The organism is Pantoea osteomyelitidis (genome assembly GCF_044342975.1).
In the GTDB taxonomy this organism is placed as follows: Bacteria; Pseudomonadota; Gammaproteobacteria; order Enterobacterales; family Enterobacteriaceae; genus Pantoea; species Pantoea osteomyelitidis.
The window spans coordinates 1-26837 of the sequence record NZ_JBGFSN010000015.1 but is presented as its reverse complement, the minus strand read 5'-3'; the positions used below and the strand labels follow the sequence as shown (position 1 = coordinate 26837).

Sequence of the window (26837 nt, the reverse complement as noted above, 5' to 3'; positions counted from 1 at the left end):
CCCGGAGGCTCTGATATCAATCCTGCGAGTGCCCACACAGATTGTCTGATAAATTGTTAAAGAGCGGTGCGGCCAGCGGGTTAACCGTCTGTCGCGAGGTGGCGTATATTACGCTACTCTCCTTCGGAGTCAACCACTTTTTTCAGCGATTTTCTCCGGCGGTTCAGCGTTTCCTGAACCTCTGACCCGGTGACTGTGAAGCCGTTGTTCCGTGTCAGTGGAGGCGCATTATAGGGATCCGATTTTATTGCACAAGCCTTTTTTCGATCTTTTCTTTCATATGGCGAGTTTTCATTCATTCTGCTGAGATCATGAGCGATCGCAAGCAAAATGGCTTGTCTGCTGTACAGATTCGCAGCAATCTGAAGGGATCATTTAACAGGAGAAACGATCATGTCTGCCGCATTACGCCCTTTTAAACAGATGACGCCCCAATCAGGAAAACGCGTCATGGTAGATGCCAGCAGCGTTGTGATTGGCGATGTCGTACTTGGCGATGATGTCAGCATCTGGCCGCTGGTTGCCATTCGTGGTGATGTGAATAAGGTAGAGATAGGCGCGCGCAGTAATATTCAGGATGGCAGCGTACTGCATGTCACTCACAAATCCGCAGCCAACCCCGCAGGGTATCCTCTTATCATAGGTGAGGAGGTAACGGTTGGTCATAAAGCTATGCTGCATGGCTGTACCATAGGAAACCGCGTTCTGGTTGGCATGGGCTCTATCGTACTGGATGGCGTGTTTATAGAAGACGATGTGATGATTGGCGCTGGCAGCTTAGTACCGCCAGGCAAGCGGCTGGAAAGCGGCTATCTCTATTTGGGAAGCCCGGTTAAACAAGTAAGGCCTTTGACGGAGCAGGAGATCGAAGGTTTACGCTACTCCGCCAATAACTATGTCAGCTGGAAAAATGAGTATCTGGCTCAGGAAAGCCAAACCCAGCCCTGAGCATCTTCCTGTTGATTGCGGATCAGCTCTTCAGCTTCTTCCTCCAGATCCCAGCGATGAGCAATAAACAGCGCCAACGCTTCGCCTTCTCCAAATCGGGTCTGTAGAGCTGAAGTATGAATAGCGCATGTCAGGCTCAAACCATTCGCCAGGGCAGGAAAACAGATCGCCTGCCCTGCTTCATCCCATTCTTCACGATCGGGAAACTGAATGGCCTGATTCATGACCGTATAGCCTGCTTTAACTGTGCAATCACCGGAGCAATAGCGGGCATTATGCCATGCCAGAGATGAAATGAATGAGCAGCCTGCCCGACTAACATGCCTAAACCATCTGCCAGCGACTGCGCGCCTTGCGTCTGGCACCATAACAAAAAGGGCGTAAGTTCCGCCTGATAGAACATGTCATAACAGCGGGTGTCAGGATGAATCAGCGCATCCGGCAGCGCTGGCACATCGCCAGCGACGCCGCTGGAGGTGGCATTGATGATCAGAGCAAAATGCTGGTTTGCCAGTTCGTCAAGCCCGCGCGCCTGGATAGTACCGCTATGCTGAAACAGCTGCGCCAGTTCGTCAGCTCGTGCACGCGTGCGGTTCGTCAGCGTTAAACTACATCCCAGTGAAAGCAACGGCAGGATGACGCCCCGTGCCGCACCGCCAGCGCCCACCAGCAAAATATGATCGTCCGGCTTGATCATACTCAGGCGTTTCAGGTCGCTGAGCAAACCTATGCCGTCGGTATTGTCGCCAAGAATGTCGCCACCCGCTGTTTTTTTTAGGGTATTCACCGCGCCAGCCATTGCTGCCCGCTCGCTTAGCTCATCGGCAAATTCCCAGGCTTGCTGTTTAAACGGCAATGTCACGTTGGCGCCTTCACCGCCACGGGCAAAAAAATCGCTAATCGCTTGTGCAAAACCATCAAGCGGCGCGCAAACACGCCCGTATTGATGGGCTATCCCGGTCTGCTCAGCAAAATAGCGATGAATCAACGGCGATTTGCTGTGATTGATGGGATTGCCAAAAACCGCAAAATGTTCCATTTATTACCCTTGTCGAATCTGCTCGCCGGTTATCACATCGCGAATTTCAGAGGGATTCAGTCGGCCGCCGGTTTCACCATGAAGCACCGGAAAATCTGTGCCGAACTGTGCAAGAACTTCTGTTACTGAACGACAAGGTGGCTCGCCAGAGAGATTCGCACTGGTGGAAACCAGTGGTTTATCGAAAGCGCGGCAGAGCGCCTGCACATCGGGATGATCGCTAACGCGAATGGCCAGAGAATCGAAACGACCGGTTAACCAACGCGGCGTGTGGGGCGGTACAGGCACAACAAAGGTGACCGGACCAGGCCAGTGAGAAAACATCCGCTCACGCTGGATAATCGACAATTCCCGGTCAGCCACGTAAGGTTCGAGCTGCGCATAATCGGCGGCAATAAGAATAAGCCCTTTTTCAACCGGGCGCTGTTTCAAGGCCAACAAGGCCATAACAGCACTTTCGCTATCCGGATCGCATCCAAGTCCAAATACGGCTTCTGTGGGATAAGCAATCACTGACTGTTGTTGCAGTTGTTCTACGCAATACGCCAACGAGCCAGGGGCGTGTTGATTTTCCATAACGTTATCTATTTCTCCAGCGCGACAGCTTTGCCGCAGCTTTTACTGGCGCAGAAACGTTTAACTCCCTGCGCGGTTTTCTTCTCAATTAACAGAGGAAAATGACAGTGTATACATTCACCCTCGACCGGCGTGGCGTTCACAGCGAACTGACAATCGGGATAGCGATCGCAGGCGTGAAAGGTTTTGCCATAGCGCGAGCGTCGTTGCACCAGTTTACCCTGCCGGCATTGCGGACAGGATATCGCCGTTTCATCCGGCTTATCGATGGTTTCGGTATATTCGCAGGCAGGATACTGGCCGCAGCCAATAAACATACCGTAACGTCCCTGACGCAACACCTTATCAGCGCCGCATACAGGACAGGGATGTCCTTCTAATACCTTAACGATGTGTCCATCCGCCTGGCTTTTCAGCGGGCGAATATAGTCACATTCGGGATAGTTTGCGCAGCCAAGAAAAGGCCCATGTTTGCCGGAACGTATTACTAATTCTGCCCCGCAGGCGGGGCAGGGTTCGTGTTTACGTACAGCGAAGAGTGCTGTTTTGCTCATAGTGACAGATGCATGAAGAGAAACTTAATGCAGCATACCTTCATTGACGTCGAAAAGTAGTTCTTCCATCTGCTGATAGGCATTTTCACATCCGGGGATGTTAAAAAGCACCATCAGCACAACCCATTTGAGATCTTCCAGATCGAATTCAAGCGTATCCAGCGCCATAACCCGTTCGATAACCATCTCGCGGGTTTCCAGACTCAATACCTGAATTTGCTCCAGGAACAGCAGGAAGCCACGACATTCGGCATCTAAACGCTGATTCTCTTCTTCCGTGTAGATACGCATTGAGAGCGGATCGTTTGCCAGCAGAATCGGTGCGACGAGGCCGTCCTGATAATCTGCCAGTCTTTCTAACCAGTTCAACGCATTATAAATATCTTCACGATGAAAACCGGCATCGGTTAAGTCATCAGTCAGTTTATCCTGATCAACGCGCATTTCAGCTTCGTTGTGGATATAAGTCTCAAACAAGTACATAAGTACGTCGAACATGGCATGCCCTCCTCAATCGGACATAGCCGCCGGGTACAGCTGCGATCCATCCTGCTAACTCCAGCTCCAGCAGTTGGGCTGAGATAACTGGCACAGGTTGGCCGGCACGTTCAGCGACGACGTCAACAGGTGTAACCTCATCACCTACGTTAGCCAACACATCGGCAAATGGCAATGGAACATCATCACTGTCTGGAGAATATATTGCTTCTGACTGTGTAAAAGGCAGCCATTTAAGGTCGCTATACAAATCTTCCAGAATATTGTGAGGATGCGCCACCAGCATTGCGCCCTGCTGGATTAGCCAATGCCCCCCTTCACTGCCGCTATTGCCCAACGCGCCCGGCAGTGCATAAACGTTGCGGTTTTGCTCCAGCGCATAGCGTGCCGTCACCAGCGAACCGCTCTTCAATGAAGCTTCCACCACCAGCACGCCCTGGCTTAAGCCGCTGATAATACGATTGCGCCGGGGAAAATTAAGCGCATGCGGCGCCGTCGAAAGCGGAAATTCAGAGATAATCGCCCCGCCTTTTTCAACAATCTCCTGCGCAAGCTGATAATGTTGTTTCGGATAGAGCTGCTGCATGCCGCTGCCCAAAACCGCGATCGTTTTGCCATTGACTTCCAGTGCCGCGCGATGGGCCACGCCATCAATGCCGCGAGCCAGCCCGCTGGTAACCGTCAGGCCGCTTAGCGCCAGCGCCTGGGTAAAGTATTCGCCCCACTGGCGGCCATAGTGCGAGGCGTGACGGCTGCCGATCACCGCAATCTGTGGCGTGGTTAACAAAGCAGGATCGCCGCAAACGTAGAGCAACGGAGGAAAACGCGCAATCTCCCTGAGCGGCAATGGATAGCGCGTATCCAAAGCGTTAATCAGATGGTGATTCTCATGTTCCAGCCAGCGTTGCACCTGTTCCGTTTCCCGCGACGAGAGCTGCCAGAACTGTTTTCGTTGCATTTCATCAAAGCCTGAGACGGCAAGCTGCTTATCTCCGATGCTACCGGCAGCCAGTAGTTGTTCCGCTCTATTAATCAGACGTTTACTGCCGATCCCCCTGACGGCTGACAAACGCAGCCACAGCTCTGTTTTTTCCATTCAACAATCCCTGTTACACCCGCTCTATAGTGCCTGGCAATGCTGTCAATCAAGGTCCAAAAAGTCTACAATATGAGTTAGTAATCTTTTCTTAAACGAATACAGATCTGGAAATTTATGTCAGTTTTGCAGGTATTACATTTTCCTGACGAGCGCCTTCGTAAAATCGCGTCACCGGTAAAAGAAGTGAATGCAGATATTCAGCGTATCGTCGATGATATGTTCGAAACCATGTATGCCGAAGAGGGCATTGGCCTTGCGGCAACGCAGGTGGATATCCATCAGCGTGTGATTGTTATTGATGTTTCGGAGAACCGTGACGAGCGGCTGGTGTTGATTAATCCGGAACTACTGGAAAAAAGCGGCGAGACCGGCATTGAAGAGGGCTGTCTCTCTATTCCGGAACAGCGCGCTTTTGTGCCGCGTGCCGAGCGCGTTAAGGTGCGCGCGTTAGGCCGTGACGGTAAAAGTTTCGAGCTGGAAACGGATGGTTTGCTGGCGATCTGTATCCAGCATGAAATCGATCACCTTGATGGCAAACTTTTTATTGATTACCTGTCGCCGCTCAAGCGTCAGCGCATCAAGCAGAAACTGGAAAAACTGGCGCGTATGAACGCGCGTGAATCCTGATCGATAAAGTGAGGGATAACCTTGTCTGATTCCTTAAAAATTATTTTTGCCGGAACTCCTGACTTTGCAGCGCGTCACCTCGACGCGCTGATCGCTTCTGAGCATCAGATTGTCGGCGTCTTTACGCAACCCGATCGTCCGGCAGGCCGCGGCAATAAGCTGACGCCAGGTCCGGTGAAGGTACTGGCGCAGGCGCACGATATTCCGGTTTTTCAGCCAAAATCGCTGCGGCCGGAAGAGAACCAGCAGCTGGTTGCTGAATTGCAGGCCGACGTAATGGTTGTTGTGGCTTACGGACTGATCCTGCCGCAAGCAGTGCTTGCGATGCCCCGGCTCGGTTGTATCAACGTACACGGCTCATTACTGCCCCGCTGGCGCGGCGCAGCGCCTATTCAACGTGCGCTCTGGGCTGGCGACAGCGAAACCGGCGTGACTATTATGCAAATGGATGTCGGCCTGGATACGGGTGACATGCTCTATAAACTGGCCTGCCCGATTACGCCTGAAGATACCAGCGCATCGCTTTACGACAGACTGGCAGAGCTGGGGCCGGAGGGTCTGCTCGCTACGCTGGCGCAGCTGGCCGCCGGTCAGGCGCAGCCGATCAAACAGGATGAATCGCAGGTAACCTATGCTGAGAAGCTCAGCAAAGAAGAAGCGCGTCTTGACTGGACGCTCTCTGCCGCTCAGCTCGAGCGCTGCATTCGCGCTTTTAATCCCTGGCCGGTCAGCTATTTCCTGATTGAAGATCAGCCGGTGAAAGTCTGGCAGGCAAGCGTATTGCCGCATATTGACGCCCGGCCCGGTGAAATCCTGCAGGCAGATAAGCAAGGCATTCAGGTAGCGACCTCTCAGGGCGCTCTGAATCTGGAACTGCTTCAGCCGGCTGGCAAAAAAGCGATGTCCGTACAGGATTTGCTTAACTCCCGTCGTGAATGGTTTACTCCCGGCGCCGTTCTGGCCTGATTTCCCAGCCCGGACATTGTCCGGGCTTTTTTGTTTGATGACGATAGCCCATGAAAAAACAGACTAACCTTCGCAGCCTGGCCGCCCAACTGATCGAACGGGTTGTGGATAAGGGCGAGTCGCTGAATGCTGTCCTGCCCGGCGCGCAAAAAAAACTTTCCGATAAAGACAGTGCCCTGCTTCAGGAGATCTGTTTCGGCGTATTGCGCACCCTGCCTCAGCTTGAAGCGCTGATTGGCAAACTGATGGCACGCCCGATGACCGGCAAGCAGCGCGTGCTGCACTATTTGATAATGGTTGGTCTCTATCAGCTGCAGCATACGCGTATCCCGCCTCATGCCGCGCTGGCGGAAACGGTAGAGGGCGCCGAAGTGCTGAAGCGCGGCAGCCTGAAAGGCTTAATTAATGGCGTACTACGACAGTTCCAGCGTCAGCAGGAGACCTTAATCGCTGAACTGGATCAGGCGCCTCAGCGTTATCTTCATCCCAACTGGCTGCTGCAGCGTTTACAGCGGGCCTGGCCGACGCAATGGCAGCAAATTGTCGAAGCGAACAACCAACGACCGCCGATGTGGCTACGCGTTAACCGCCAGCATCACAGCCGCGATGCCTGGCTGGCGTTACTGGAAGAGACAGGCAAAGCGGCGTTTATCGCTGACAATGCCGGTGATGCGTTGCGCCTCGACGCGCCCGCTGCGGTAACTCAGCTTCCCGGCTTTGATCAGGGATGGGTGACGGTGCAGGATCTCTCTGCGCAGCGCTGCGCGCTGCTGCTGGAACCGCAGGATGGCGAGTCGATACTCGATCTTTGCGCGGCTCCCGGTGGAAAAACCACGCATATTCTTGAAATCGCGCCTGATGCGCGGGTGATGGCCGTTGATGTGGATGCGCAGCGCCTGAAGCGTGTAAATGAAAATCTTCAACGTCTCGGTATGCAGGCTGAAGTTGTACAGGGTGACGGGCGTTATCCGGAACAGTGGTGCGGCCACCAGCAATTTGACCGTATCCTGCTGGATGCCCCTTGTTCAGCAACCGGCGTTATTCGTCGCCATCCCGATATCAAATGGTTGCGTCGCGACAGTGATATCGCCGAGCTTGCGGCATTACAGCGTGACATTCTCGATGCTGTCTGGCCACGCTTAAAAAGCGGCGGAACGCTGATTTATGCCACCTGCTCTGTCCTGCCAGAGGAAAACCAGCAGCAAATTAGCGGCTTCCTTAGTCGTCATTCAGATGCGATTCCGCTGCCGCTGGCCGGCGCGCCAGATAATGGCTGGCAGGTCTTTCCTGAAATCGAGGGCGGCGATGGCTTCTTTTACGCAAAGCTGTTAAAAAAATAGCGCGAGCTAAAAACATATAAGCGATATAAGCGATGAAAATCATCATATTGGGTGCAGGTCAGGTCGGCGGAACCCTTGCGGAAAACCTGGTGGGAGAGAACAACGATATCACCGTGGTTGATACCGACTCTTCTCGTCTGCGCCATCTGCAGGACAAGTTCGATCTGCGCGTGGTACAAGGGCACGGATCGCACCCGCGCATTTTGCGCGAGGCTGGCGCTGAAGATGCGGACATGCTGGTTGCCGTGACCAACTCAGATGAAACCAATATGATCGCCTGTCAGATCGCCTATTCCTTGTTCAACACGCCTAACCGCATCGCGCGCATTCGTGCCGCTGATTATTTGCGGGATGCGGATAAGCTTTTTATTCCGGAAGCGGTGCCAATCGATCATTTGATTTCGCCCGAGCAGCTAGTTATCGACAGTATTCATCGCCTTATCCAGTATCCCGGCGCGCTACAGGTCGTTAACTTTGCGGAGGGTAAAGTCAGCCTGGCGGTAGTGAAAGCCTATTACGGCGGCCCGCTGATCGGTAATCCACTCTCAATTATGCGTGAACATATGCCGCACATTGATACCCGGGTTGCAGCGATTTTTCGCCAGGATCGCCCGATTCGTCCGCAAGGATCGACTATCGTCGAAGCGGGGGATGAAGTCTTTTTCATCGCCGCCAGCCAGCATATTCGGGCTGTGATGAGCGAAATGCAGCGGCTGGAAAAACCCTATAAGCGCATCATGTTGGTAGGTGGCGGTAATATCGGTTTTGGTCTGGCACAGCGGCTGGAGAAGCATTACAGCGTTAAGCTAATCGAACGCAATCCCCAGCGCGCCGCCGAACTGGCTGAACTGTTGCAGGATACCATCGTCTTTTATGGCGATGCCTCGGATCAGGAACTGCTGGCTGAAGAGCATATTGATCAAATAGATCTGTTTATTGCCGTTACCAATGATGATGAAGCCAACATCATGTCTGCAATGTTGGCGAAAAAGATGGGTGCCAAGAAAGTGATGGTATTGATCCAGCGCCGCGCCTATGTCGATCTGGTACAGGGAAGCGTGATCGATATTGCTATTTCGCCGCAGCAAGCCACTATCTCCGCCCTGTTAAGTCATGTGCGAAAAGCAGATATCGTAGGCGTTTCTTCACTGCGACGCGGGATTGCCGAAGCGATCGAAGCGATCGCCCATGGCGATGAAACCACATCGCGCGTTGTTGGCCGTCTGATCGACGATATTAAGCTGCCGCCGGGTACCATTATCGGTGCCGTGGTACGTGGGGATGATGTAATGATCGCTAACGACAATCTGCGTATCGAACAAGGCGATCACGTCATTATGTTTCTCACCGACAAAAAGTTTGTGCCGGACGTGGAGCGCCTGTTCCAGCCCAGCCCTTTCTTCCTGTAAGCGATCGGGCAGTTCGCTGTCCGATAACTGCTCGCCTCGCTGTGTTAAACCGCCTAAATCCGTTGTGTTTATGGCAAATGCCCGAAGGTTTGTTAGACTTTAAGCATTCATAGCGGCAAGGAGACAACAATGAGTTTTTTCAAAGAGTTTCGTGATTTTGCAATGCGCGGTAACGTCGTCGATCTGGCGGTCGGTGTGATTATCGGCGCGGCATTTGGCAAAATCGTCTCTTCATTGGTGGCAAACATTATTATGCCGCCGTTAGGATTATTGATCGGTGGGGTGGATTTTAAGCAGTTCCGATGGATCCTTAAACCGGCTGAAGGCGCTACGCCGCCGGTAGTGATGGAATATGGCATTTTCATTCAGGCAGTATTCGACTTCATTATCGTCGCTTTTGCGATTTTTATCGCCATCAAGCTGATGAACAAGCTGCATAAGAAAAAAGAAGTGGAAAAGCCGGCGCCAAAACCTTCTGCGGAACAGGTATTGCTGACTGAAATCCGCGATCTGTTAAAAGAGAAAAACACCAAGGTTTGATTCATCCAGGCCGCCCAATGAGGCGGCTTTTTTGCTGCTGATAAAGCAGAAGGCCAGGGATAAGATTGGTTTCTTACCGCTGGCCTCCCGCTCACCGCCTTTCGCATACTTCTCTTTACGCCGATAACTGCCTTTGCCTTTCCGATTAACTTCAACGCGTTGTCGAAACAGTGGATCGTTTAGTAAGGCTTCTATCGCGTTATCACGTATTTGCCCTTTTCGATGCTGGTATTTCATTATTAATCTCCTGTGATGGACGGGAAAACTATAATCGCTGCTGACGGAATTTCCATGCTCCACAAAACTATTTTTTACAGGATGCTGTAAGGCCGCTTTGCCCGTTATCAATACGATATATCAGGATTTATCCTGCGTGAAGTGCTGTTTAATCGCGTCGGCATAATCACCGTTTCGCAGAAAATCTGTGCTTAATCCCGCCTGCTGTAATTTCATTTCCAGCAGCGCCAGCCGCTTGCTTTGCTCAGCATAGCGATTATCTTCCGGATCAAGGTTACGTAGCAGGTCGTTGAGCTCTACGGCTTCGCGGCGCATCTCCAGTTCCGGAGGCAGAAAACCGGCATTCTTCAGCATACGATAACCGCTGCGTAGCTCAGCAGGAACCAGACTGTCATCATCCAGATGCAGCGGCGCGCCCTCGCCCGGCAAATTACTGAGTTCGCCTTTTTCCTGTGCGGCCAGGATATGTTGTTCAGCAAGCTGGTCAATTAACCACATAAGCGCCTCCTGTAAAATGAGATCAGGCTCAGCATAGCGAAGGAAGAGAGAAAATGTGAAGCGGAAGAAAAAAGGCAATAAAAAACCCGCCGAAGCGGGTTTTTTACGATGCTACAAATTACTCTGCAGCAGCTTCTGCTTGAGCTTCTGGACGATCAACCAGCTCGATGTATGCCATCGGAGCGTTGTCACCAGCGCGGAAGCCACACTTCAGAATACGAGTGTAACCACCAGCACGGCTCGCGAAACGCGGGCCCAGCTCGTTAAACAGTTTTGCCACGATCTCGTTATCACGAGTACGGGCGAATGCCAGACGACGATTAGCTACGCTGTCGGTCTTGGCAAGAGTAATCAGCGGCTCAACTACGCGACGCAGCTCTTTGGCTTTCGGCAGAGTTGTCTTGATAATCTCGTGACGAACCAGAGAGCCAGCCATGTTACGAAACATAGCCTGACGATGGCTGCTGTTGCGGTTCAGTTGACGACCACTCTTACGATGGCGCATGACCTTATCCTTCTCAGTGAAACCTTAACCTGCGATCCGGTTATTCATCAGCGATGCTTGCTGGCGGCCAGTTCTCAAGGCGCATGCCCAGAGAAAGTCCACGCGAAGCAAGCACGTCTTTAATCTCGGTAAGAGATTTTTTACCCAGGTTAGGCGTTTTTAACAGCTCAACCTCGGTACGCTGTACCAGATCACCGATGTAGTGGATAGCTTCTGCCTTGAGGCAGTTAGCAGAGCGGACAGTCAATTCCAGATCGTCAACAGGGCGCAGCAGGATCGGATCGAATTCTGGTTTCTCTTCTTTCACTTCCGGCTGACGTACATCACGTAAATCAACGAAAGCTTCCAGTTGTTCTGCCAGAATGGTCGCCGCACGACGAATCGCCTCTTCAGGATCGATTGTGCCGTTGGTTTCCATTTCGATGACCAGCTTGTCCAGGTCGGTGCGCTGTTCTACACGCGCTGCTTCAACATTGTAGGCAATACGATCTACAGGGCTGTAGCAAGCGTCGACCAACAGGCGGCCGATCGGGCGCTCATCTTCTTCCGAATGAATTCGGGCAGAAGCCGGCACATAACCACGACCACGCTGAACTTTGATGCGCATGCTAATAGATGCGTTGTCATCGGTCAGATGGCAGATCACGTGCTGCGGCTTGACGATTTCGACATCACCATCATGGGTGATGTCGGCTGCAGTCACAGGGCCAATGCCAGATTTATTCAGAGAAATGATGACTTCATCTTTACCCTGAACTCTTACCGCCAGCCCTTTCAGGTTGAGCAGGATTTCCAGGATATCTTCCTGTACTCCCTCTTTGGTGCTGTACTCATGAAGTACACCATCAATTTCAACCTCGGTCACCGCGCAACCCGGCATGGAAGAAAGCAGAATACGGCGCAGTGCGTTACCAAGAGTATGGCCAAAGCCACGCTCTAAAGGCTCAAGGGTCACCTTGGCGTGCGTCGAACTCACTTGCTCGATATCTACCAGGCGCGGTTTTAGAAACTCTGTCACAGAACCCTGCATTGTGTCCTCTCTTTGGTACTAAGCTTTACTTAGAGTAAAGCTCGACGATCAGGTGTTCGTTAATGTCCGCAGACAGATCGGTACGCTCAGGCTTACGCTTGAATACACCTTCCATCTTAGTCGCATCAACTTCCAGCCAGGTTGGCTTTTCACGCTGCTCAGCCAGCTCCAGAGCGGCCTTCACGCGAGATTGCTTTTTGGCTTTCTCACGGATGCTTACGACATCATTCGGAGATACCTGATAAGAAGCGATGTTAACAACGCGGCCGTTTACCATGATAGATTTATGGCTAACCAGCTGACGTGCTTCTGCACGAGTAGCGCCAAAGCCCATACGGTAAACTACGTTATCCAGACGACCTTCCAGCAGAGCTAACAGGTTTTCACCGGTGTTGCCTTTCAGACGTGCTGCTTCTTTATAATAGTTACGGAACTGACGCTCCAGCACGCCGTACATACGACGAACTTTTTGCTTTTCACGCAACTGACCGCCGTAGTCAGACAGACGCGGTTTACGCGCACCATGCTGACCAGGGGCTTGTTCAATTTTACACTTGGTATCGATCGCGCGAACGCCAGACTTAAGGAATAAGTCAGTGCCCTCACGACGGCTCAGCTTGAGCTTAGGACCCAAATATCTTGCCATTTTCTTTCTCCAACTATCCTAAAAAACGGGCGTTATACGCGGCGTTTTTTCGGCGGACGACAACCGTTGTGAGGGATCGGAGTCACATCAGTAATATTAGTGATGCGGAAACCTGCAGCGTTCAGAGCACGAATAGTTGATTCGCGACCCGGACCCGGACCCTTAACCATAACTTCCAGGTTCTTAATACCGTAATCTTTCACGGCTTCTGCACAGCGCTCTGCAGCGACCTGAGCAGCAAACGGAGTAGATTTACGTGAACCGCGGAAACCGGAACCACCGGCGGTTGCCCAACCCAGCGCGTTACCCTGACGATCAGTAATGGTAACGATGGTGTTGTTAAAAGAAGCATGGACATGAGCCACGCCATCTGAGACTTGTTTTCTTACACGCTTACGTGCACGAACTGGTGCCTTTGCCATTATTTACTCACCCCGATTATTTCTTGATCGGTTTGCGCGGACCCTTACGGGTACGTGCGTTGGTCTTGGTACGCTGACCGCGAACCGGAAGACCACGACGATGGCGCAAACCACGGTAGCAACCAAGGTCCATCAGACGCTTGATGCTCAGGGTGATTTCACGGCGCAGATCACCTTCTACAACGAACTTACCAACTGCATCACGCAGCTGATCAATTTGTTCTTCAGACAGCTCACTGATCTTAACATCTTCAGCGATACCCGTTTCAGCGCAAATAGCTTTAGAACGAGTCTTGCCGATACCGTAGATCGAAGTTAATGCGATAACGGTATGTTTATGATCAGGAATGTTAATGCCTGCTATACGGGCCACTATGCACTCCTATGATTTAATAAATGCGTCCCATGCTGAAAAGCCCGTTTTCAGGATACTCAAATGGAAACGCATCGACATACAAAAGATTGGCTGGCTAATCTAGCCAGCTCAACCCGACTTTGCAAGAAAAATATGTGAGAAAATCAGCCCTGGCGCTGTTTATGCTTAGGCTCGGCGCTGCAAATCACACGTACGACGCCGTCGCGACGAATGATTTTGCAGTTACGACATAATTTCTTGACGGAAGCACGAACTTTCATTTTTACTCTCCGTAACTTCTCTAGCGCCTGAATTAACGGCCGTAGCCTTTCAGGTTAGCTTTCTTCAATGCAGACTCGTACTGACTGGACATCATCAGAGTTTGCACTTGAGCCATAAAGTCCATGATGACGACCACTACGATCAGCAGTGAGGTACCGCCGAAGTAGAAAGGTACTTTCATCGCATCACGCATGAACTCCGGGATCAGGCAGATAAAAGTAATGTACAAGGCGCCGATTAAGGTCAAACGCGTCATTACTTTATCGATATACTTCGCCGTTTGCTCTCCCGGACGAATTCCCGGTACGAATGCACCAGACTTCTTCAGGTTATCTGCTGTTTCACGCGGGTTGAAAACCAACGCCGTATAGAAGAAACAGAAGAAGATGATTGCAGTCGCATAGAGTAGCACATAAAGCGGCTGTCCTGGCTGCAAATACAGCGAAATTGTTGTCAGCCAGTTCCAACCGGTACCGCCCCCGAACCAGGATGCTATCGTCGCCGGGAACAGGATAATGCTGGAAGCAAAGATAGCCGGAATAACACCCGCCATATTCACTTTCAACGGTAAATGTGTGCTCTGTGCAGCGTAAACACGACGACCCTGCTGACGTTTTGCATAGTTCACCACGATACGGCGTTGACCACGCTCAACGAAAACAACGAAGAAGGTTACTGCAAATACGAGAACTGCAACCAACAGCAACAGGAGGAAGTGCAGGTCGCCTTGCCGCGCTTGCTCGATGGTATGGCCAATGGCCGGCGGTAATCCCGCAACGATACCCGCGAAGATTATGATTGAGATACCGTTGCCGATACCACGCTCAGTAATCTGTTCGCCCAGCCACATCAGGAACATTGTCCCGGTAACCAGACTCACAACAGCGGTAAAGTAGAAGGCAAAGCCCGGATTCATCACCAGGCCCTGCATTCCAGGCATATTCGGCAGACCGGTAGCAATACCGATCGACTGAAATATACCCAATACCAACGTGCCGTAACGGGTGTACTGGCTAATCTTACGACGGCCAGCCTCCCCTTCTTTTTTAATCTCCGCTAACGCCGGATGAACCACCGTCAGCAGCTGGATAATAATCGATGCCGAAATATACGGCATGATACCCAGCGCAAAGATTGAAGCACGGCTGAGGGCACCACCAGAGAACATGTTGAACATTTCAATGATGGTGCCACGCTGTTGTTCAAGCAGTTTGGCAAGTACAGTGGCATCGATACCAGGGATCGGAATAAAAGAGCCAACGCGGAAAACAATCAGTGCACCGATAACAAACAGCAGTCTGCGTTTCAGTTCACCGAATCCACCTTTGGCGCTTTGAAAATCTAATCCCGGTTGCTTAGCCATCTGCTACTTATTCCTCAATTTTACCGCCAGCAGCTTCGATTGCAGCACGAGCACCTTTGGTGACACGCAGGCCGCGAACCGTTACCGGTGCAGAAACTTCACCAGACAGAATCACTTTCGCAAATTCGATCTGCACACCGATAATGTTGGCTGCTTTCAGCGTATTCAGGTCAACGATACCGCCTTCCACTTTCGCCAGGTCAGACAGACGAACTTCTGTCGTAACCATTGATTTGCGAGAGGTGAAACCGAATTTCGGCAGACGACGGTACAGAGGCATCTGACCACCTTCGAAACCGCGACGTACGCCACCGCCAGAACGAGAGTTCTGACCTTTGTGACCACGACCACCGGTTTTACCGAGGCCAGAACCGATACCGCGACCCAGACGCTTAGCTGCGTGCTTAGACCCTTCGGCCGGAGACAGAGTATTTAAACGCATCTGTTACTCCTCCACTTTAACCATGTAGGAAACCGCGTTAACCATACCGCGCACTGCAGGCGTATCTTCACGCTCAACGGTATGACCAATACGACGCAGACCCAGGCCAACCAGTGTGGCTTTATGCTTAGGCAAACGGCCAATTGCACTGCGGGTTTGAGTAATTTTAATAGTTTTTGCCATCGTGATTACCCCAGAATTTCTTCAACGGATTTACCACGCTTGGCAGCGACCATTTCCGGAGACTTCATATTGCCCAGGCCGTCGATAGTTGCACGAACCACGTTGATCGGGTTGGTGGAACCATAGGCTTTAGCCAGAACGTTATGAACTCCAGCGACTTCCAGGACGGCGCGCATTGCACCACCGGCGATAATACCGGTACCCTGAGAAGCCGGCTGCATGAATACACGGGAACCTGTGTGAGCACCTTTAACCGGGTGCTGCAGGGTACCGTCAGTCAGCGCGACGTTAATCATATTGCGACGGGCTTTTTCCATCGCTTTCTGGATCGCTGCCGGAACTTCACGCGCTTTACCGTAACCAAAACCGACGCGGCCGTTACCGTCACCCACTACAGTCAGTGCGGTGAAGGAGAAAATACGACCACCTTTAACAGTTTTAGATACACGGTTTACCGCGATCAGTTTTTCCTGCAGTTCGCCAGCTTGTTTCTCGATGTGTGCCATCTTAGACCTCTACCTTAGAACTGAAGGCCAGCTTCACGGGCAGCATCTGCCAGTGCCTGGACGCGACCATGATATTGGAAACCGGAACGGTCGAAAGAAACACCTGTGATGCCTTTTTCGATTGCGCGTTCTGCAATAGCTTTACCTACAGCAGCTGCGGCTTCTTTATTACCGGTATACTTCAGTTGTTCAGTGATAGCTTTTTCTACAGTAGAAGCAGCAACCAGAACTTCGGAACCGTTCGGGGCGATTACCTGTGCGTAAATATGACGCGGGGTACGATGTACCACCAGGCGAGTAGCACCCAGCTCTTTGAGCTTGCGACGTGCACGGGTCGCACGACGGATACGAGCAGATTTCTTATCCATAGTGTTACCTTACTTCTTCTTAGCCTCTTTGGTACGCACGACTTCGTCGGCGTAACGGACACCCTTGCCTTTATAAGGCTCAGGACGACGGTAGGCGCGCAGATCAGCTGCAACCTGACCAATCAGCTGTTTATCAGCGCCTTTCAGCACGATTTCAGTCTGAGTTGGGCATTCAGCAGTGATGCCGGCCGGCAGCGCATGGTCAACCGGGTGAGAAAAGCCCAGGGCCAGACTCACAGAGTTGCCTTTAACGGCTGCACGATAACCAACACCAACCAGCTGCAGCTTCTTGGTGAAGCCTTCGGTAACACCAATAACCATGCCGTTCAGCAGCGCACGAGCAGTACCTGCCTGTGCCCAACCATCCGCAAAACCTTCGCGCGGAGCGAATGTCAGGGCGTTGTCTGCCTGCTTAACTTCTACAGCATTGTTGATAGTACGAGTCAGCTCGCCGTTTTTACCTTTAATCGAAATTACCTGACCGTCGAGTTTTACCTCTACGCCGGCAGGAACAACGACAGGTGCTTTAGCAACACGAGACATGTTTTCCTCCGATTACGCTACGTAGCAGATAATTTCGCCGCCAAGACCAGCCTGGCGTGCGGCACGATCGGTCATAACACCTTTAGATGTAGAAATGACAGCGATACCTAAACCAGCCATTACCTTCGGCAGCTCATCTTTTTTCTTATAGATGCGCAGACCTGGGCGGCTAACACGCTGAATGCTTTCTACAACAGCCTTGCCCTGGAAATACTTAAGAGTCAGTTCCAGTTCAGGCTTGATGTCGCCTTCGATTTTGAAATCTTCAATATAACCTTCTTCCTTCAGCACGTTGGCAATCGCCACTTTCAGCTTGGAGGAAGGCATGGTGACCGCAACTTTGTTCGCGGCCTGACCGTTACGGATACGGGTCAGCATATCCGCGATCGGATCTTGCATGCTCATCAGTCTTTACTCCCGTGATTCAATTGGTGACAATTACCAGCTAGCCTTTTTCAGACCCGGAATTTCACCGCGCATGGCGGCTTCACGGACCTTAATACGGCTCAACCCGAACTTCCGCAGGAAACCGTGCGGACGACCTGTTTGACGGCAGCGGTTACGCTGACGTGACGGGCTGGAATCACGCGGCAGAGTCTGCAGCTTCAGAACGGCATCCCAACGATCTTCGTCGGAAGCGTTCACATCAGAAATGATCGCTTTCAGTTCAGCGCGTTTTGCGAAGAATTTGTCTGCTAATTTTGCACGCTTAACTTCGCGTGCTTTCATAGATTGCTTAGCCATGAAGTAACCCTACCTTACTTACGGAACGGGAAGTCAAAGGCAGCCAGCAGAGCACGGCCTTCATCATCAGATTTCGCAGTAGTGGTAATGGTGATATCCAAACCACGAACGCGATCGACTTTGTCGTAGTCGATTTCTGGGAAGATGATCTGCTCACGTACACCCATGCTGTAGTTACCACGACCATCGAAAGACTTCGCAGACAAGCCACGGAAGTCACGAATACGCGGTACAGCAACGGTGATCAGACGCTCAAAGAACTCCCACATGCGTTCGCCACGCAGAGTTACTTTACAGCCGATCGGATAGCCCTGACGGATTTTGAAGCCTGCAACTGATTTGCGTGCTTTGGTGACCAGCGGTTTTTGACCGGAGATTGCTGCCAGATCCGCTGCTGCGTTATCCAGCAGTTTCTTGTCAGCGATCGCTTCACCAACACCCATGTTCAGGGTGATCTTCTCGACCCGAGGGACTTGCATGACAGAATTGTAGCCGAACTCAGTCATGAGTTTCTGGACTACTTCGTCTTTGTAGTAATCATGCAGTTTCGCCATCGTACTACTCCAAATTACTTGATAGTTTCGCTGTTAGACTTGAAGAAACGGACTTTTTTACCGTCTTCGAATCTAAAGCCTACACGGTCAGCCTTGCCGGTTGCCGCATTGAAGATTGCAAGGTTAGAGACTTGAATAGCTGCTTCTTTCTCTACGATGCCGCCTGGCTGATTCAGAGCCGGTACAGGCTTCTGATGTTTTTTAACCAGGTTGATACCTTCAACGATGACCTTACCAGAAGACAGGACATTTTTTACTTTACCACGCTTACCTTTATCTTTGCCGGTAAGCACGATAACTTCGTCATTACGACGGATCTTCGCTGCCATTGCTCGCTCCTTAGAGTACTTCAGGTGCCAGAGAGATAATTTTCATGAACTTTTCAGTACGAAGCTCACGAGTTACCGGCCCAAAAATACGCGTACCGATAGGTTGCTCGCTGTTATTGTTCAGAATAACGCATGCATTACCATCGAAGCGAATGACAGAACCGTCCGGGCGACGAACACCCTTCCTGGTGCGCACCACTACCGCCTTCAGGACATCACCTTTTTTCACCTTACCACGCGGAATTGCTTCCTTGATGGTAACTTTGATGATATCGCCGACGCCTGCGTAGCGACGGTGCGAGCCACCCAGAACCTTGATACACATTACGCGACGTGCACCGGAGTTGTCGGCGACGTTCAGCATAGTCTGTTCTTGGATCATTTTAGTGCTCCGCTAATGTCAACTACTACTTCGGGACCTAAACCTCAGGTCGTTAAAAAGCCCCATATTGAGGGCGCGGCATTATAACACCGGTTCTCAAAGATGGGTAGAAAAAATGAACGGCTCTTGCGAGCCGTTCATTCGTTTTAAAGAGGGCAGATTCTATTACAGAACCGCTTTCTCTACAACGCGAACCAGCGTCCAGGATTTAGTCTTGGACAGCGGACGGCATTCGCGGATTTCCACCACGTCGCCGATACCGCATTCGTTGTTCTCGTCATGGATGTGCAGCTTAGTCGTACGCTTAATGAATTTACCGTAGATCGGGTGTTTCACGAAACGCTCGATAGCAACAACAGCAGATTTCTGCATCTTGTCACTAACAACACGACCTTGCAGAGTACGGATATTATCGGCCATTACGCACCCGCCTTCTCAGTCAGTAAAGTCTTAACGCGCGCAACATCACGGCGCACTTGCTTCAGCAGATGGGTCTGCTGCAGCTGGCCAGATGCTGCCTGCATGCGCAGGTTAAATTGCTCACGCAGCAGATTAAGCAGCTCAGTGTTCAGCTCTTCAACGCTTTTTTCACGCAGCTCAGTTGCTTTCATTACATCACCGTCTTAGTTACAAAGGTGGTTTTGATAGGCAGTTTTGCTGCTGCCAGCTTGAAGGCTTCACGGGCCAGCTCTTCCGGAACGCCGTCCATTTCATACAGGACTTTACCCGGCTGGATTAGGGCAACCCAATACTCCACGTTACCCTTACCTTTACCCATACGCACTTCCAGCGGCTTCTCGGTGATCGGTTTGTCCGGGAATACACGGATCCAGATCTTACCTTGACGCTTAACTGCACGGGTCATAGCACGACGTGCTGCTTCGATCTGACGTGCAGTCAGACGACCACGGCCAACAGCTTTCAGACCGAAAGTGCCGAAGCTAACATCCGTACCCTGCGCCAGACCGCGGTTACGGCCTTTATGCACTTTACGGAATTTTGTACGCTTTGGTTGTAACATCAGCGACGCTCCTTATTTCCGGCCTTTACGCTGCTGCTTTTTAGGTTGCGCAGCCGGTTTTTCCGGTTGTTCAACAGCAGCCATACCACCCAGGATCTCACCTTTGAAGATCCATACCTTAACGCCGATTACACCATAAGTGGTGTGCGCTTCTGAGGTGTTGTAGTCGATGTCAGCACGCAGAGTGTGCAACGGCACGCGACCTTCACGGTACCATTCGGTACGTGCGATCTCGGCGCCGCCCAGACGGCCGCTAACTTCAACTTTGATACCTTTCGCGCCCAGACGCATAGCGTTCTGCACAGCACGCTTCATCGCACGACGGAACATCACGCGACGCTCCAGCTGTGAAGTGATGCTGTCAGCCACCAGTTTGGCGTCCAGTTCCGGTTTACGGACTTCGGCGATATTGATCTGTGCAGGAACGCCAGCGATGTTCGCGACGACCGTGCGCAGTTTTTCTACGTCTTCACCTTTTTTACCGATAACGATACCCGGGCGAGCGGTGTGAATGGTCACACGGATGCTCTTAGCCGGACGCTCGATAACGATACGAGATACAGACGCTTTAGCCAGTTCTTTAGTCAGGAACTGACGTACTTTAAAGTCGCTGTCCAGGTTGTCAGCGAATTCTTTGGTGTTCGCAAACCAGGTAGAGTTCCATGGTTTTACAATACCCAGGCGAATACCATTAGGATGTACTTTCTGACCCATTGCTAGTCTCCAGAGTCTCAGCGATCGGACACAACCACAGTAATGTGGCTGGTGCGCTTCAGAATGCGATCTGCACGACCTTTCGCACGCGGCATAATGCGCTTCATGCTTGGGCCTTCGTCGACGAAAATTTTCGCGACTTTCAGATCGTCGATGTCAGCGCCATCGTTGTGTTCGGCGTTAGCAATGGCAGATTCCAGGACTTTCTTGACCAGTACAGCCGCTTTCTTATTGGTGTAGGTCAAAATGTCCAGAGCCTGCGACACTTTCTTACCGCGAATCAGGTCCGCAACGAGACGTACCTTCTGAGCAGAAGAACGAGCATGGCGATGTTGAGCAATAGTTTCCATCTCTTCCTCCTACTTATTTCTTCTTGGCTTTCTTATCAGCAGCGTGGCCGCGATAAGTACGTGTCGGTGCAAATTCGCCCAGCTTGTGGCCGACCATTTCATCGGAAACAAAGACAGGAACGTGCTGACGACCATTATGGACAGCGATGGTCAAACCGATCATGTTAGGGAAGATCGTTGAACGACGGGACCAGGTGCGCAGGGGCTTCTTGTCACCGCTTTCCACCGCTTTCTCTACCTTCTTCAGCAAGTGCAGGTCAATAAAAGGACCTTTCTTGAGAGAACGTGGCATGGCTTATCCTCTAAAATTATTTGCTACGGCGACGTACGATAAATTTATCAGTACGCTTGTTGCTACGGGTCTTCTTACCTTTGGTCTGAACGCCCCACGGGGTTACCGGGTGCTTACCAAAGTTACGACCTTCACCACCACCGTGCGGGTGATCGACTGGGTTCATCGCAGTACCGCGAACGGTAGGACGAACACCGCGCCAACGAGTTGCACCGGCCTTACCCAGAACGCGCAGCATATGCTCAGCGTTGCCGACTTCGCCCAGGGTTGCGCGGCAGTCAGCTTCGACTTTACGCATTTCGCCAGAACGCAGACGCAGGGTAACGTAGGAACCTTCACGCGCAACGATCTGCACGTAAGCACCAGCTGAGCGAGCAATCTGACCGCCTTTGCCTGGTTTCATTTCTACGTTATGTACGGTTGAACCCACCGGGATGTTACGCATCGGCAGGGTGTTGCCTGCTTTGATCGCAGCATCAACGCCAGACTGAATCTGGTCGCCAGCTTTCAGGCCTTTCGGGGCCAGGATATAACGGCGCTCGCCATCTTTGTACAGAACCAGTGCGATATTCGCAGAACGGTTCGGATCGTACTCAAGACGTTCAACAACTGCCGGGATACCATCTTTGTTGCGTTTGAAGTCAACCAGACGGTAAGCCTGCTTGTGTCCACCACCGATGTGACGGGTAGTGATACGACCGTTGTTGTTGCGGCCACCGGATTTGCTGTTTTTTTCCAGCAGCGGGGCAAAAGGTTTGCCCTTGTGCAGCTCAGGGTTTACCACTTTAACGACGTGGCGACGACCCGGAGATGTCGGTTTACATTTAACAACTGCCATTGTCTTTCTCCTCCGACTTACTCAGCGCCGCCGACGAAGTCCAGGTTCTGGCCTTCTTTCAGGGTGACGTAAGCTTTTTTCCAGTCGCTACGACGACCGATACGCTGTCCGTGACGCTTAACCTTGCCCTTAACGACCAGGGTGTTCACATCTTTCACTTCTACTTCGAACAGTTTTTCAACAGCAGCAACGATCTCTGCTTTGGTCGCGTCTTTAGCAACTTTGAGAACGATGGTATTGGTTTTTTCCATCGCAGTAGACGCTTTTTCAGAAACGTGCGGCGCGCGCAGTACTTTCAGCAGACGTTCTTCACGGATCATGCCAGCATCTCCTCAACTTGCTTAACTGCATCAGCAGTCATAACGACTTTGTCGAAGGCGATCAGGCTAACTGGGTCGATACCCGCTGCATCACGCACGTCAACCTTGTACAGGTTACGCGCAGCCAGGAACAGATTCTCATCCAGTTCACCGGTAATGATCAGCACATCTTCCAGCGCCATGTCTTTCAGTTTCTGTACCAGCAGCTTGGTTTTCGGCGCTTCTACAGAGAACGTCTCGACAACGATCAGACGATCTTGACGTACCAGTTCGGACAGGATGCTTTTCAGCGCGCCGCGGTACATCTTTTTGTTAACTTTTTGACTGTGGTCCTGCGGCTTCGCAGCAAAGGTCACGCCGCCTGAACGCCAGATCGGGCTCTTCACAGAACCTGAACGCGCACGGCCGGTGCCTTTCTGACGCCACGGTTTTTTGCCAGAACCGGTCACTTCAGCGCGAGTTTTCTGCGCGCGAGTGCCCTGGCGGGCGCCTGCTGCGTAAGCAACAACAACCTGGTGAACCAGCGCTTCGTTAAAATCACGACCGAAGGTGGTTTCGGAAACAGTCAGCGCGCTCTGCGCGTCTTTCACTACTAATTCCATTACCTGGCTCCTCACGCTTTAACAGCTGGTTTAACGATCAGGTCGCTACCGGTCGCACCCGGGACAGCACCTTTAACCAGCAGCAGGTTGCGCTCAGCGTCAACACGTACTACGTCCAGGCTCTGAACGGTTACGCGCTCATTACCCAGCTGACCTGCCATTTTCTTGCCTTTGAACACTTTGCCCGGAGTCTGGTTCTGACCGATTGAACCCGGAACGCGGTGAGACAAGGAGTTACCGTGAGTTGCGTCCTGGGTACGGAAGTTCCAGCGCTTAACAGTACCGGCAAAACCTTTACCTTTAGAGGTACCAGTGACATCAACTTTTTTAACGTCAGCGAAAATTTCAACACTGATGCTCTGGCCAACGGCATATTCTTCACCTTCAACGGTGCGGAATTCCCACAGACCACGGCCAGCTTCAACGCCAGCTTTAGCAAAATGACCCGCTTCAGGTTTGGTCACACGGTTTGCTTTTTTCGCACCGGTGGTAACCTGAATAGCCTGGTAACCTTCGTTCTCCAGGCCTTTGACCTGAGTTACGCGGTTTGCTTCAACTTCGATTACGGTGACGGGGATAGAAACGCCATCTTCAGTGAAGATGCGGGTCATACCCACTTTTTTACCGACTAAACCAATCATTGTTTCAACCTCTCAATCGCTCGATGACCTGATTAACCCAGGCTGATCTGCACGTCAACACCGGCAGCCAGATCCAGACGCATCAGAGCATCAACGGTTTTTTCAGTCGGCTCAACGATGTCTACCAGACGCTTGTGAGTGCGAATCTCGTACTGATCACGCGCATCTTTGTTAACGTGCGGAGAGATCAGAACGGTAAAGCGCTCTTTGCGGGTCGGCAGCGGGATCGGACCACGAACCTGCGCACCAGTGCGCTTGGCAGTCTCAACGATTTCCGCGGTTGATTGATCGATCAGACGATGATCAAACGCTTTAAGACGGATACGGATTCTTTGGTTCTGCATGAGACCAGAGCTCCAAACATTTTATAAACGAAAAGAATTACTCCTCGCACCCATTACGATTGATGGGGGAGTGTAATCGTTCAGCATATAACTCCCCAATCGGGAGTATTGTCAGGCGACCTAACACGCTGTCGCCTGCGATTCTGCTCGAATCGCGCCGGCCAATATCGGCAGGCCCGCGCATTATACGCAAATCTGTTCAGGAAGCAACCCGTGTTGTGTTTTTAACCGTTTGTTATATGCATTCCTGGCCGGAAGCGAGGCCGCAGTTTTTTGTACGGGCATGCATCGTAGCGACATTTACCGGAATCAGGCTTCCATAACAGCTAAGCCGCAGATGAGACGTCGCCTTCTTTGTCACAGACTGGGCTCGTGATTATCAGCGGAATGCTTTTATGCCATCAACAACGCTCACTCTTCTCTGTTTCGCTATCTCTGGCGCGGCTGCAGGCAGCTTTCTTTCTCTTGTCAGCCAGCGCTACTATCCTGCGCTTACTGCCGCCCAATGGTTTCGCTCGCTATGGTTTCCGCCATCGCATTGCGATAGTTGCGGGCATTCTCTCAGCTGGTGTGAGTTAATACCGTTGGTCAGCTGGCTTGCGCAAGGCAGACGCTGTCGTTATTGCCGACGCGTTGTCGCCGCACAGCCCTTTCTTTTCGAGCTAAGCGGCGCGCTGATTTTTATCATTAACGGGACGCTGTTTACCTCAACGCTGATGTTGGTCAGCGCCACGCTTTACAGCTGCCTGCTGCTGTTACTGGCGGATATCGATCGGCGTTATCAGCGCCTTCCCGACTCGCTAACCTATCTCCTGCTTTGGTCAGGCTTAACATGCAGTCTGCATCAATCTCAGCCAACCCCGTCCGATGCTATTCTCGGCGCCCTGCTCGGCTACCTGACCTTTTGGCTGCTGGCCTTTCTTTATCGTTTTTTACGCAAACGTGAGGGGCTGGGCTATGGCGATATGAAACTGTTTGCCGCGCTGGGCGCGTGGTGCGGTTGGCAGGCGCTGCCGACGATTGCCGTGATCGCTGCTTTGCTGGCCTTTGGCATGCTGATGTTTTTTTACGTGGCGGGTAAAGTGTGGAGTAACGATGTCCCGCTGCCGTTTGGTCCATTTCTGGCAGCAGCGGGATGGTATGTAATGATCCTGCAGCAGCCGCTTACTCTTCGTCTCTGATTTGCGCCTGGAGGTAGTTTTGAATGCCCAGTTTCTGGATGAGATCGAGTTCCGTTTCCAGCCAGTCGATGTGGTGTTCCTCATCAGCAAGGATTTCAATCATCATGTCACGGCTGACATAGTCGTGAACCTTATCTGCATAGGAGATAGCTTCGCGCAGATCTTTAGCGCCTTCCAGTTCCAGCACCAGATCTGAACGCAGCATCTCTTCCACATCTTCGCCAATGCGCAGCCGCCCCAGATCCTGCAAGTTAGGAATACCTTCGAGAAAAAGGATGCGTTCAATGTACTTATCCGCATGCTTCATTTCATCAATCGATTCGTGGTACTCGACATCATTGAGGCGTATTAGCCCCCAGTTTTTAAACATACGGGCATGAAGAAAATATTGATTAATCGCTACCAGTTCATTTCCCAGCAATTTATTGAGGTGACTTATGATTTTTGGATCGCCCTTCATTTTGCTTCCTCCGCTTGCAGTTCATTAGAGCGTAGATGCGGATAAAAAGAAGTCAAAAAAACGCGATCCTTTTTGTGGGTATTCTCAGGCGATCTCTTTGTACAGAGGTGCGTGCTGCAACTCTTCGTCCATAATTTCACGCGCCGCACGGATACACTTACCGCACTGTTTTCCGACGGGAACCAACTGGCGCAGCTGCTGGATAGATTTAGGTTGGTAGCGGCGAACCGCTTCACGAATGGTTTTATCACTAACCGCATTACACAAGCAGACGTACATTTAGGCACTCCAGTACAAATTCTGATCACAGTGTAAATGCGAATGGTTTTTATTTCAAACGTGCAGTTTGTGTGGATTAAGGCAAGAATTGCAAAAGGCAGAAATAAAAAAAGAGCACCGGAGTGCTCTTCTTTTATGCTGTGATCGGCGGCGAAGCCGATCACTTCAGGTCATCGCAATTAAGCGATAACTTTAGCAACAACGCCCGCGCCAACGGTACGGCCGCCTTCGCGGATTGCGAAACGCAGACCGTCGTCCATCGCGATCGGGTGGATCAGGGTAACAACCATTTTGATGTTGTCGCCCGGCATCACCATCTCAACGCCTTCCGGCAGTTCGATGGTTCCGGTCACGTCAGTGGTACGGAAGTAGAACTGCGGACGGTAGCCTTTGAAGAACGGAGTGTGACGACCGCCTTCATCTTTGGACAGGATGTACACTTCAGATTCGAACTGGGTGTGCGGCTTGATTGAGCCCGGCTTGGCCAGAACCTGACCACGCTCGATCTCTTCACGCTTGATACCACGCAGCAGAACGCCCACGTTCTCACCCGCCTGACCCTGGTCCAGCAGTTTGCGGAACATTTCAACGCCGGTACAGGTTGATTTCGCAGTGGCTTTGATGCCCACGATTTCAACTTCTTCACCCACTTTGATGATGCCGCGCTCTACACGACCGGTCACAACGGTACCACGACCAGAGATGGAGAATACGTCTTCGATCGGCAGCAGGAACGGCTTGTCAATTGCGCGCTCCGGATCCGGGATGTAGGAATCCAGGTGGCCGGCCAGCTCGATGATTTTCTCTTCC

At 51.7% G+C, this 26837-nt stretch carries 46 protein-coding genes; 7 read left to right on the top strand and 39 right to left on the bottom strand.

Going from position 1 to position 26837, the window contains the following annotated elements:
• Window positions 1–393 precede the first annotated feature (393 nt).
• Window positions 394–948 (top strand): gamma carbonic anhydrase family protein, encoded by a 555-nt coding sequence (locus ABU178_RS20275; protein ID WP_397218329.1) that lies wholly within the window; start codon window positions 394–396, stop codon window positions 946–948.
• Here ABU178_RS20275 and ABU178_RS20270 read toward each other — a convergent pair.
• The 6 genes from ABU178_RS20270 to dprA are packed head-to-tail and all read right to left on the bottom strand — an operon-like array spanning window position 924 to window position 4711.
• Complete coding sequence (locus ABU178_RS20270) at window positions 924–1172, bottom strand: DUF1488 domain-containing protein (protein ID WP_397218327.1); 249 nt, start codon at window positions 1170–1172, stop codon at window positions 924–926. The two genes, ABU178_RS20275 and ABU178_RS20270, sit on opposite strands and share 25 nt — an antisense overlap.
• Window positions 1169–1987: a shikimate dehydrogenase gene (aroE, locus tag ABU178_RS20265; protein ID WP_397218325.1), complete on the bottom strand. Its 819-nt coding sequence runs from the start codon at window positions 1985–1987 to the stop codon at window positions 1169–1171. Before aroE ends, ABU178_RS20270 begins: the two co-directional genes overlap by 4 nt.
• A gap of 3 nt (window positions 1988–1990) precedes the next feature.
• Complete coding sequence (gene tsaC / locus ABU178_RS20260; protein ID WP_397218323.1) at window positions 1991–2563, bottom strand: L-threonylcarbamoyladenylate synthase type 1 TsaC; 573 nt, start codon at window positions 2561–2563, stop codon at window positions 1991–1993.
• A gap of 8 nt (window positions 2564–2571) precedes the next feature.
• Window positions 2572–3117, bottom strand: a complete 546-nt coding sequence (locus ABU178_RS20255) for a DNA topoisomerase family protein (protein WP_397218321.1) — start codon at window positions 3115–3117, stop codon at window positions 2572–2574.
• A 24-nt stretch (window positions 3118–3141) separates the two neighbouring features.
• Complete coding sequence (gene smg, locus ABU178_RS20250) at window positions 3142–3615, bottom strand: DUF494 family protein Smg (protein ID WP_397218318.1); 474 nt, start codon at window positions 3613–3615, stop codon at window positions 3142–3144.
• Window positions 3587–4711, bottom strand: coding sequence for a DNA-protecting protein DprA (gene dprA, locus ABU178_RS20245; protein WP_397218316.1), 1125 nt, complete (start codon window positions 4709–4711; stop codon window positions 3587–3589). Before dprA ends, smg begins: the two co-directional genes overlap by 29 nt.
• A gap of 117 nt (window positions 4712–4828) precedes the next feature.
• Here dprA and def point away from each other — a divergent pair, with 117 nt between their 5' ends.
• The 5 genes from def to mscL all read left to right on the top strand — a co-directional run bounded on the left by def (window position 4829) and on the right by mscL (window position 9596).
• The gene (gene def / locus ABU178_RS20240) at window positions 4829–5341 is read left to right on the top strand and encodes a peptide deformylase (RefSeq protein ID WP_397218314.1); all 513 of its coding nucleotides are present in this window, start codon (window positions 4829–4831) and stop codon (window positions 5339–5341) included.
• Between the two features lie 21 nt (window positions 5342–5362).
• Window positions 5363–6307: a methionyl-tRNA formyltransferase gene (gene fmt, locus ABU178_RS20235; RefSeq protein ID WP_397218312.1), complete on the top strand. Its 945-nt coding sequence runs from the start codon at window positions 5363–5365 to the stop codon at window positions 6305–6307.
• Window positions 6308–6357: 50 nt separating this feature from the next.
• Window positions 6358–7647, top strand: a complete 1290-nt coding sequence (rsmB, locus tag ABU178_RS20230; protein ID WP_397218310.1) for a 16S rRNA (cytosine(967)-C(5))-methyltransferase RsmB — start codon at window positions 6358–6360, stop codon at window positions 7645–7647.
• A gap of 32 nt (window positions 7648–7679) precedes the next feature.
• Window positions 7680–9056 (top strand): Trk system potassium transporter TrkA, encoded by a 1377-nt coding sequence (gene trkA, locus ABU178_RS20225; protein ID WP_397218308.1) that lies wholly within the window; start codon window positions 7680–7682, stop codon window positions 9054–9056.
• A 129-nt stretch (window positions 9057–9185) separates the two neighbouring features.
• Window positions 9186–9596, top strand: coding sequence for a large-conductance mechanosensitive channel protein MscL (mscL, locus tag ABU178_RS20220; protein ID WP_397218306.1), 411 nt, complete (start codon window positions 9186–9188; stop codon window positions 9594–9596).
• Here mscL and ABU178_RS20215 read toward each other — a convergent pair.
• The 30 genes from ABU178_RS20215 to rpsJ form a co-directional block, all read right to left on the bottom strand.
• Complete coding sequence (locus tag ABU178_RS20215; protein WP_397218305.1) at window positions 9570–9833, bottom strand: alternative ribosome-rescue factor A; 264 nt, start codon at window positions 9831–9833, stop codon at window positions 9570–9572. The two genes, mscL and ABU178_RS20215, sit on opposite strands and share 27 nt — an antisense overlap.
• A 120-nt stretch (window positions 9834–9953) precedes the next feature.
• Window positions 9954–10331 carry a DUF1992 domain-containing protein gene (locus tag ABU178_RS20210; protein WP_397218302.1) on the bottom strand — a complete coding sequence of 126 codons (378 nt, stop codon included), beginning with the start codon at window positions 10329–10331 and terminating at the stop codon, window positions 9954–9956.
• A 118-nt stretch (window positions 10332–10449) separates the two neighbouring features.
• Window positions 10450–10836 (bottom strand): 50S ribosomal protein L17, encoded by a 387-nt coding sequence (gene rplQ, locus ABU178_RS20205; RefSeq protein WP_003850180.1) that lies wholly within the window; start codon window positions 10834–10836, stop codon window positions 10450–10452.
• Window positions 10837–10876: 40 nt separating this feature from the next.
• Complete coding sequence (locus ABU178_RS20200) at window positions 10877–11866, bottom strand: DNA-directed RNA polymerase subunit alpha (RefSeq protein ID WP_397218299.1); 990 nt, start codon at window positions 11864–11866, stop codon at window positions 10877–10879.
• 25 nt (window positions 11867–11891) lie between these two features.
• Entirely contained in the window at window positions 11892–12512 is a 621-nt protein-coding gene (rpsD, locus tag ABU178_RS20195; protein ID WP_397218297.1) for a 30S ribosomal protein S4, read from the bottom strand.
• Window positions 12513–12544: 32 nt separating this feature from the next.
• Complete coding sequence (gene rpsK, locus ABU178_RS20190) at window positions 12545–12934, bottom strand: 30S ribosomal protein S11 (protein WP_004160563.1); 390 nt, start codon at window positions 12932–12934, stop codon at window positions 12545–12547.
• Window positions 12935–12950: 16 nt separating this feature from the next.
• Entirely contained in the window at window positions 12951–13307 is a 357-nt protein-coding gene (rpsM, locus tag ABU178_RS20185; protein ID WP_397218295.1) for a 30S ribosomal protein S13, read from the bottom strand.
• A gap of 146 nt (window positions 13308–13453) precedes the next feature.
• Complete coding sequence (rpmJ, locus tag ABU178_RS20180) at window positions 13454–13570, bottom strand: 50S ribosomal protein L36 (protein WP_004160566.1); 117 nt, start codon at window positions 13568–13570, stop codon at window positions 13454–13456.
• A gap of 32 nt (window positions 13571–13602) precedes the next feature.
• The gene (gene secY / locus ABU178_RS20175) at window positions 13603–14934 is read right to left on the bottom strand and encodes a preprotein translocase subunit SecY (RefSeq protein ID WP_312241856.1); all 1332 of its coding nucleotides are present in this window, start codon (window positions 14932–14934) and stop codon (window positions 13603–13605) included.
• A 7-nt stretch (window positions 14935–14941) separates the two neighbouring features.
• Complete coding sequence (gene rplO / locus ABU178_RS20170; RefSeq protein ID WP_397218292.1) at window positions 14942–15376, bottom strand: 50S ribosomal protein L15; 435 nt, start codon at window positions 15374–15376, stop codon at window positions 14942–14944.
• A 3-nt stretch (window positions 15377–15379) separates the two neighbouring features.
• Window positions 15380–15559 (bottom strand): 50S ribosomal protein L30, encoded by a 180-nt coding sequence (gene rpmD / locus ABU178_RS20165; RefSeq protein WP_031376672.1) that lies wholly within the window; start codon window positions 15557–15559, stop codon window positions 15380–15382.
• Window positions 15560–15564: 5 nt separating this feature from the next.
• Complete coding sequence (gene rpsE, locus ABU178_RS20160; protein WP_130832200.1) at window positions 15565–16065, bottom strand: 30S ribosomal protein S5; 501 nt, start codon at window positions 16063–16065, stop codon at window positions 15565–15567.
• A gap of 14 nt (window positions 16066–16079) precedes the next feature.
• Complete coding sequence (gene rplR / locus ABU178_RS20155; protein ID WP_003850163.1) at window positions 16080–16433, bottom strand: 50S ribosomal protein L18; 354 nt, start codon at window positions 16431–16433, stop codon at window positions 16080–16082.
• A gap of 9 nt (window positions 16434–16442) precedes the next feature.
• Window positions 16443–16976, bottom strand: a complete 534-nt coding sequence (rplF, locus tag ABU178_RS20150) for a 50S ribosomal protein L6 (RefSeq protein ID WP_397218288.1) — start codon at window positions 16974–16976, stop codon at window positions 16443–16445.
• A 12-nt stretch (window positions 16977–16988) separates the two neighbouring features.
• Complete coding sequence (gene rpsH / locus ABU178_RS20145) at window positions 16989–17381, bottom strand: 30S ribosomal protein S8 (RefSeq protein ID WP_312241851.1); 393 nt, start codon at window positions 17379–17381, stop codon at window positions 16989–16991.
• Between the two features lie 33 nt (window positions 17382–17414).
• A complete protein-coding gene (gene rpsN, locus ABU178_RS20140) occupies window positions 17415–17720 on the bottom strand; it encodes a 30S ribosomal protein S14 (RefSeq protein ID WP_397218286.1) in 306 nt (101 codons plus the stop codon).
• A gap of 14 nt (window positions 17721–17734) precedes the next feature.
• The gene (gene rplE, locus ABU178_RS20135) at window positions 17735–18274 is read right to left on the bottom strand and encodes a 50S ribosomal protein L5 (RefSeq protein ID WP_397218284.1); all 540 of its coding nucleotides are present in this window, start codon (window positions 18272–18274) and stop codon (window positions 17735–17737) included.
• 14 nt (window positions 18275–18288) lie between these two features.
• Window positions 18289–18603, bottom strand: a complete 315-nt coding sequence (rplX, locus tag ABU178_RS20130; RefSeq protein WP_312241850.1) for a 50S ribosomal protein L24 — start codon at window positions 18601–18603, stop codon at window positions 18289–18291.
• Window positions 18604–18613: 10 nt separating this feature from the next.
• The gene (rplN, locus tag ABU178_RS20125; RefSeq protein WP_006120590.1) at window positions 18614–18985 is read right to left on the bottom strand and encodes a 50S ribosomal protein L14; all 372 of its coding nucleotides are present in this window, start codon (window positions 18983–18985) and stop codon (window positions 18614–18616) included.
• Between the two features lie 165 nt (window positions 18986–19150).
• A complete protein-coding gene (rpsQ, locus tag ABU178_RS20120) occupies window positions 19151–19405 on the bottom strand; it encodes a 30S ribosomal protein S17 (RefSeq protein WP_397218281.1) in 255 nt (84 codons plus the stop codon).
• Window positions 19405–19596, bottom strand: coding sequence for a 50S ribosomal protein L29 (rpmC, locus tag ABU178_RS20115; protein WP_025902044.1), 192 nt, complete (start codon window positions 19594–19596; stop codon window positions 19405–19407). Before rpmC ends, rpsQ begins: the two co-directional genes overlap by 1 nt.
• Window positions 19596–20006 (bottom strand): 50S ribosomal protein L16, encoded by a 411-nt coding sequence (gene rplP / locus ABU178_RS20110; RefSeq protein WP_002438716.1) that lies wholly within the window; start codon window positions 20004–20006, stop codon window positions 19596–19598. Before rplP ends, rpmC begins: the two co-directional genes overlap by 1 nt.
• 12 nt (window positions 20007–20018) lie before the next feature.
• Window positions 20019–20720 carry a 30S ribosomal protein S3 gene (rpsC, locus tag ABU178_RS20105; RefSeq protein ID WP_038629758.1) on the bottom strand — a complete coding sequence of 234 codons (702 nt, stop codon included), beginning with the start codon at window positions 20718–20720 and terminating at the stop codon, window positions 20019–20021.
• A 17-nt stretch (window positions 20721–20737) separates the two neighbouring features.
• The gene (gene rplV, locus ABU178_RS20100) at window positions 20738–21070 is read right to left on the bottom strand and encodes a 50S ribosomal protein L22 (RefSeq protein WP_007891659.1); all 333 of its coding nucleotides are present in this window, start codon (window positions 21068–21070) and stop codon (window positions 20738–20740) included.
• A 13-nt stretch (window positions 21071–21083) separates the two neighbouring features.
• Window positions 21084–21362, bottom strand: a complete 279-nt coding sequence (gene rpsS, locus ABU178_RS20095) for a 30S ribosomal protein S19 (RefSeq protein WP_001138115.1) — start codon at window positions 21360–21362, stop codon at window positions 21084–21086.
• A gap of 16 nt (window positions 21363–21378) precedes the next feature.
• Entirely contained in the window at window positions 21379–22200 is an 822-nt protein-coding gene (gene rplB, locus ABU178_RS20090; RefSeq protein ID WP_397218270.1) for a 50S ribosomal protein L2, read from the bottom strand.
• A 17-nt stretch (window positions 22201–22217) separates the two neighbouring features.
• Window positions 22218–22520, bottom strand: a complete 303-nt coding sequence (gene rplW, locus ABU178_RS20085) for a 50S ribosomal protein L23 (protein ID WP_010618574.1) — start codon at window positions 22518–22520, stop codon at window positions 22218–22220.
• On the bottom strand, window positions 22517–23122 hold the full coding sequence (gene rplD / locus ABU178_RS20080; RefSeq protein ID WP_397218268.1) for a 50S ribosomal protein L4: 606 nt from the start codon (window positions 23120–23122) through the stop codon (window positions 22517–22519). The genes rplW and rplD overlap by 4 nt, the downstream gene beginning before the upstream one ends.
• A gap of 11 nt (window positions 23123–23133) precedes the next feature.
• Window positions 23134–23763, bottom strand: coding sequence for a 50S ribosomal protein L3 (rplC, locus tag ABU178_RS20075; RefSeq protein ID WP_397218266.1), 630 nt, complete (start codon window positions 23761–23763; stop codon window positions 23134–23136).
• Between the two features lie 32 nt (window positions 23764–23795).
• Window positions 23796–24107 (bottom strand): 30S ribosomal protein S10, encoded by a 312-nt coding sequence (gene rpsJ / locus ABU178_RS20070; protein WP_001181005.1) that lies wholly within the window; start codon window positions 24105–24107, stop codon window positions 23796–23798.
• Between the two features lie 395 nt (window positions 24108–24502).
• Between rpsJ and ABU178_RS20065 the strand changes: the two genes are divergently transcribed.
• Window positions 24503–25288 (top strand): prepilin peptidase, encoded by a 786-nt coding sequence (locus ABU178_RS20065; protein ID WP_397218252.1) that lies wholly within the window; start codon window positions 24503–24505, stop codon window positions 25286–25288.
• On the opposite strand, the gene bfr is transcribed toward ABU178_RS20065, so the two are convergent.
• The 3 genes from bfr to ABU178_RS20050 all read right to left on the bottom strand — a co-directional run.
• Window positions 25272–25748, bottom strand: coding sequence for a bacterioferritin (bfr, locus tag ABU178_RS20060; protein ID WP_397218250.1), 477 nt, complete (start codon window positions 25746–25748; stop codon window positions 25272–25274). The genes ABU178_RS20065 and bfr overlap by 17 nt on opposite strands.
• 84 nt (window positions 25749–25832) lie before the next feature.
• Window positions 25833–26027, bottom strand: a complete 195-nt coding sequence (gene bfd, locus ABU178_RS20055; protein WP_397218247.1) for a bacterioferritin-associated ferredoxin — start codon at window positions 26025–26027, stop codon at window positions 25833–25835.
• A 179-nt stretch (window positions 26028–26206) separates the two neighbouring features.
• Window positions 26207–26837, bottom strand: a 631-nt coding sequence (locus ABU178_RS20050; RefSeq protein WP_397218246.1) for an EF-Tu C-terminal domain-related protein, incomplete at its 5' end; no start/stop codon positions are given.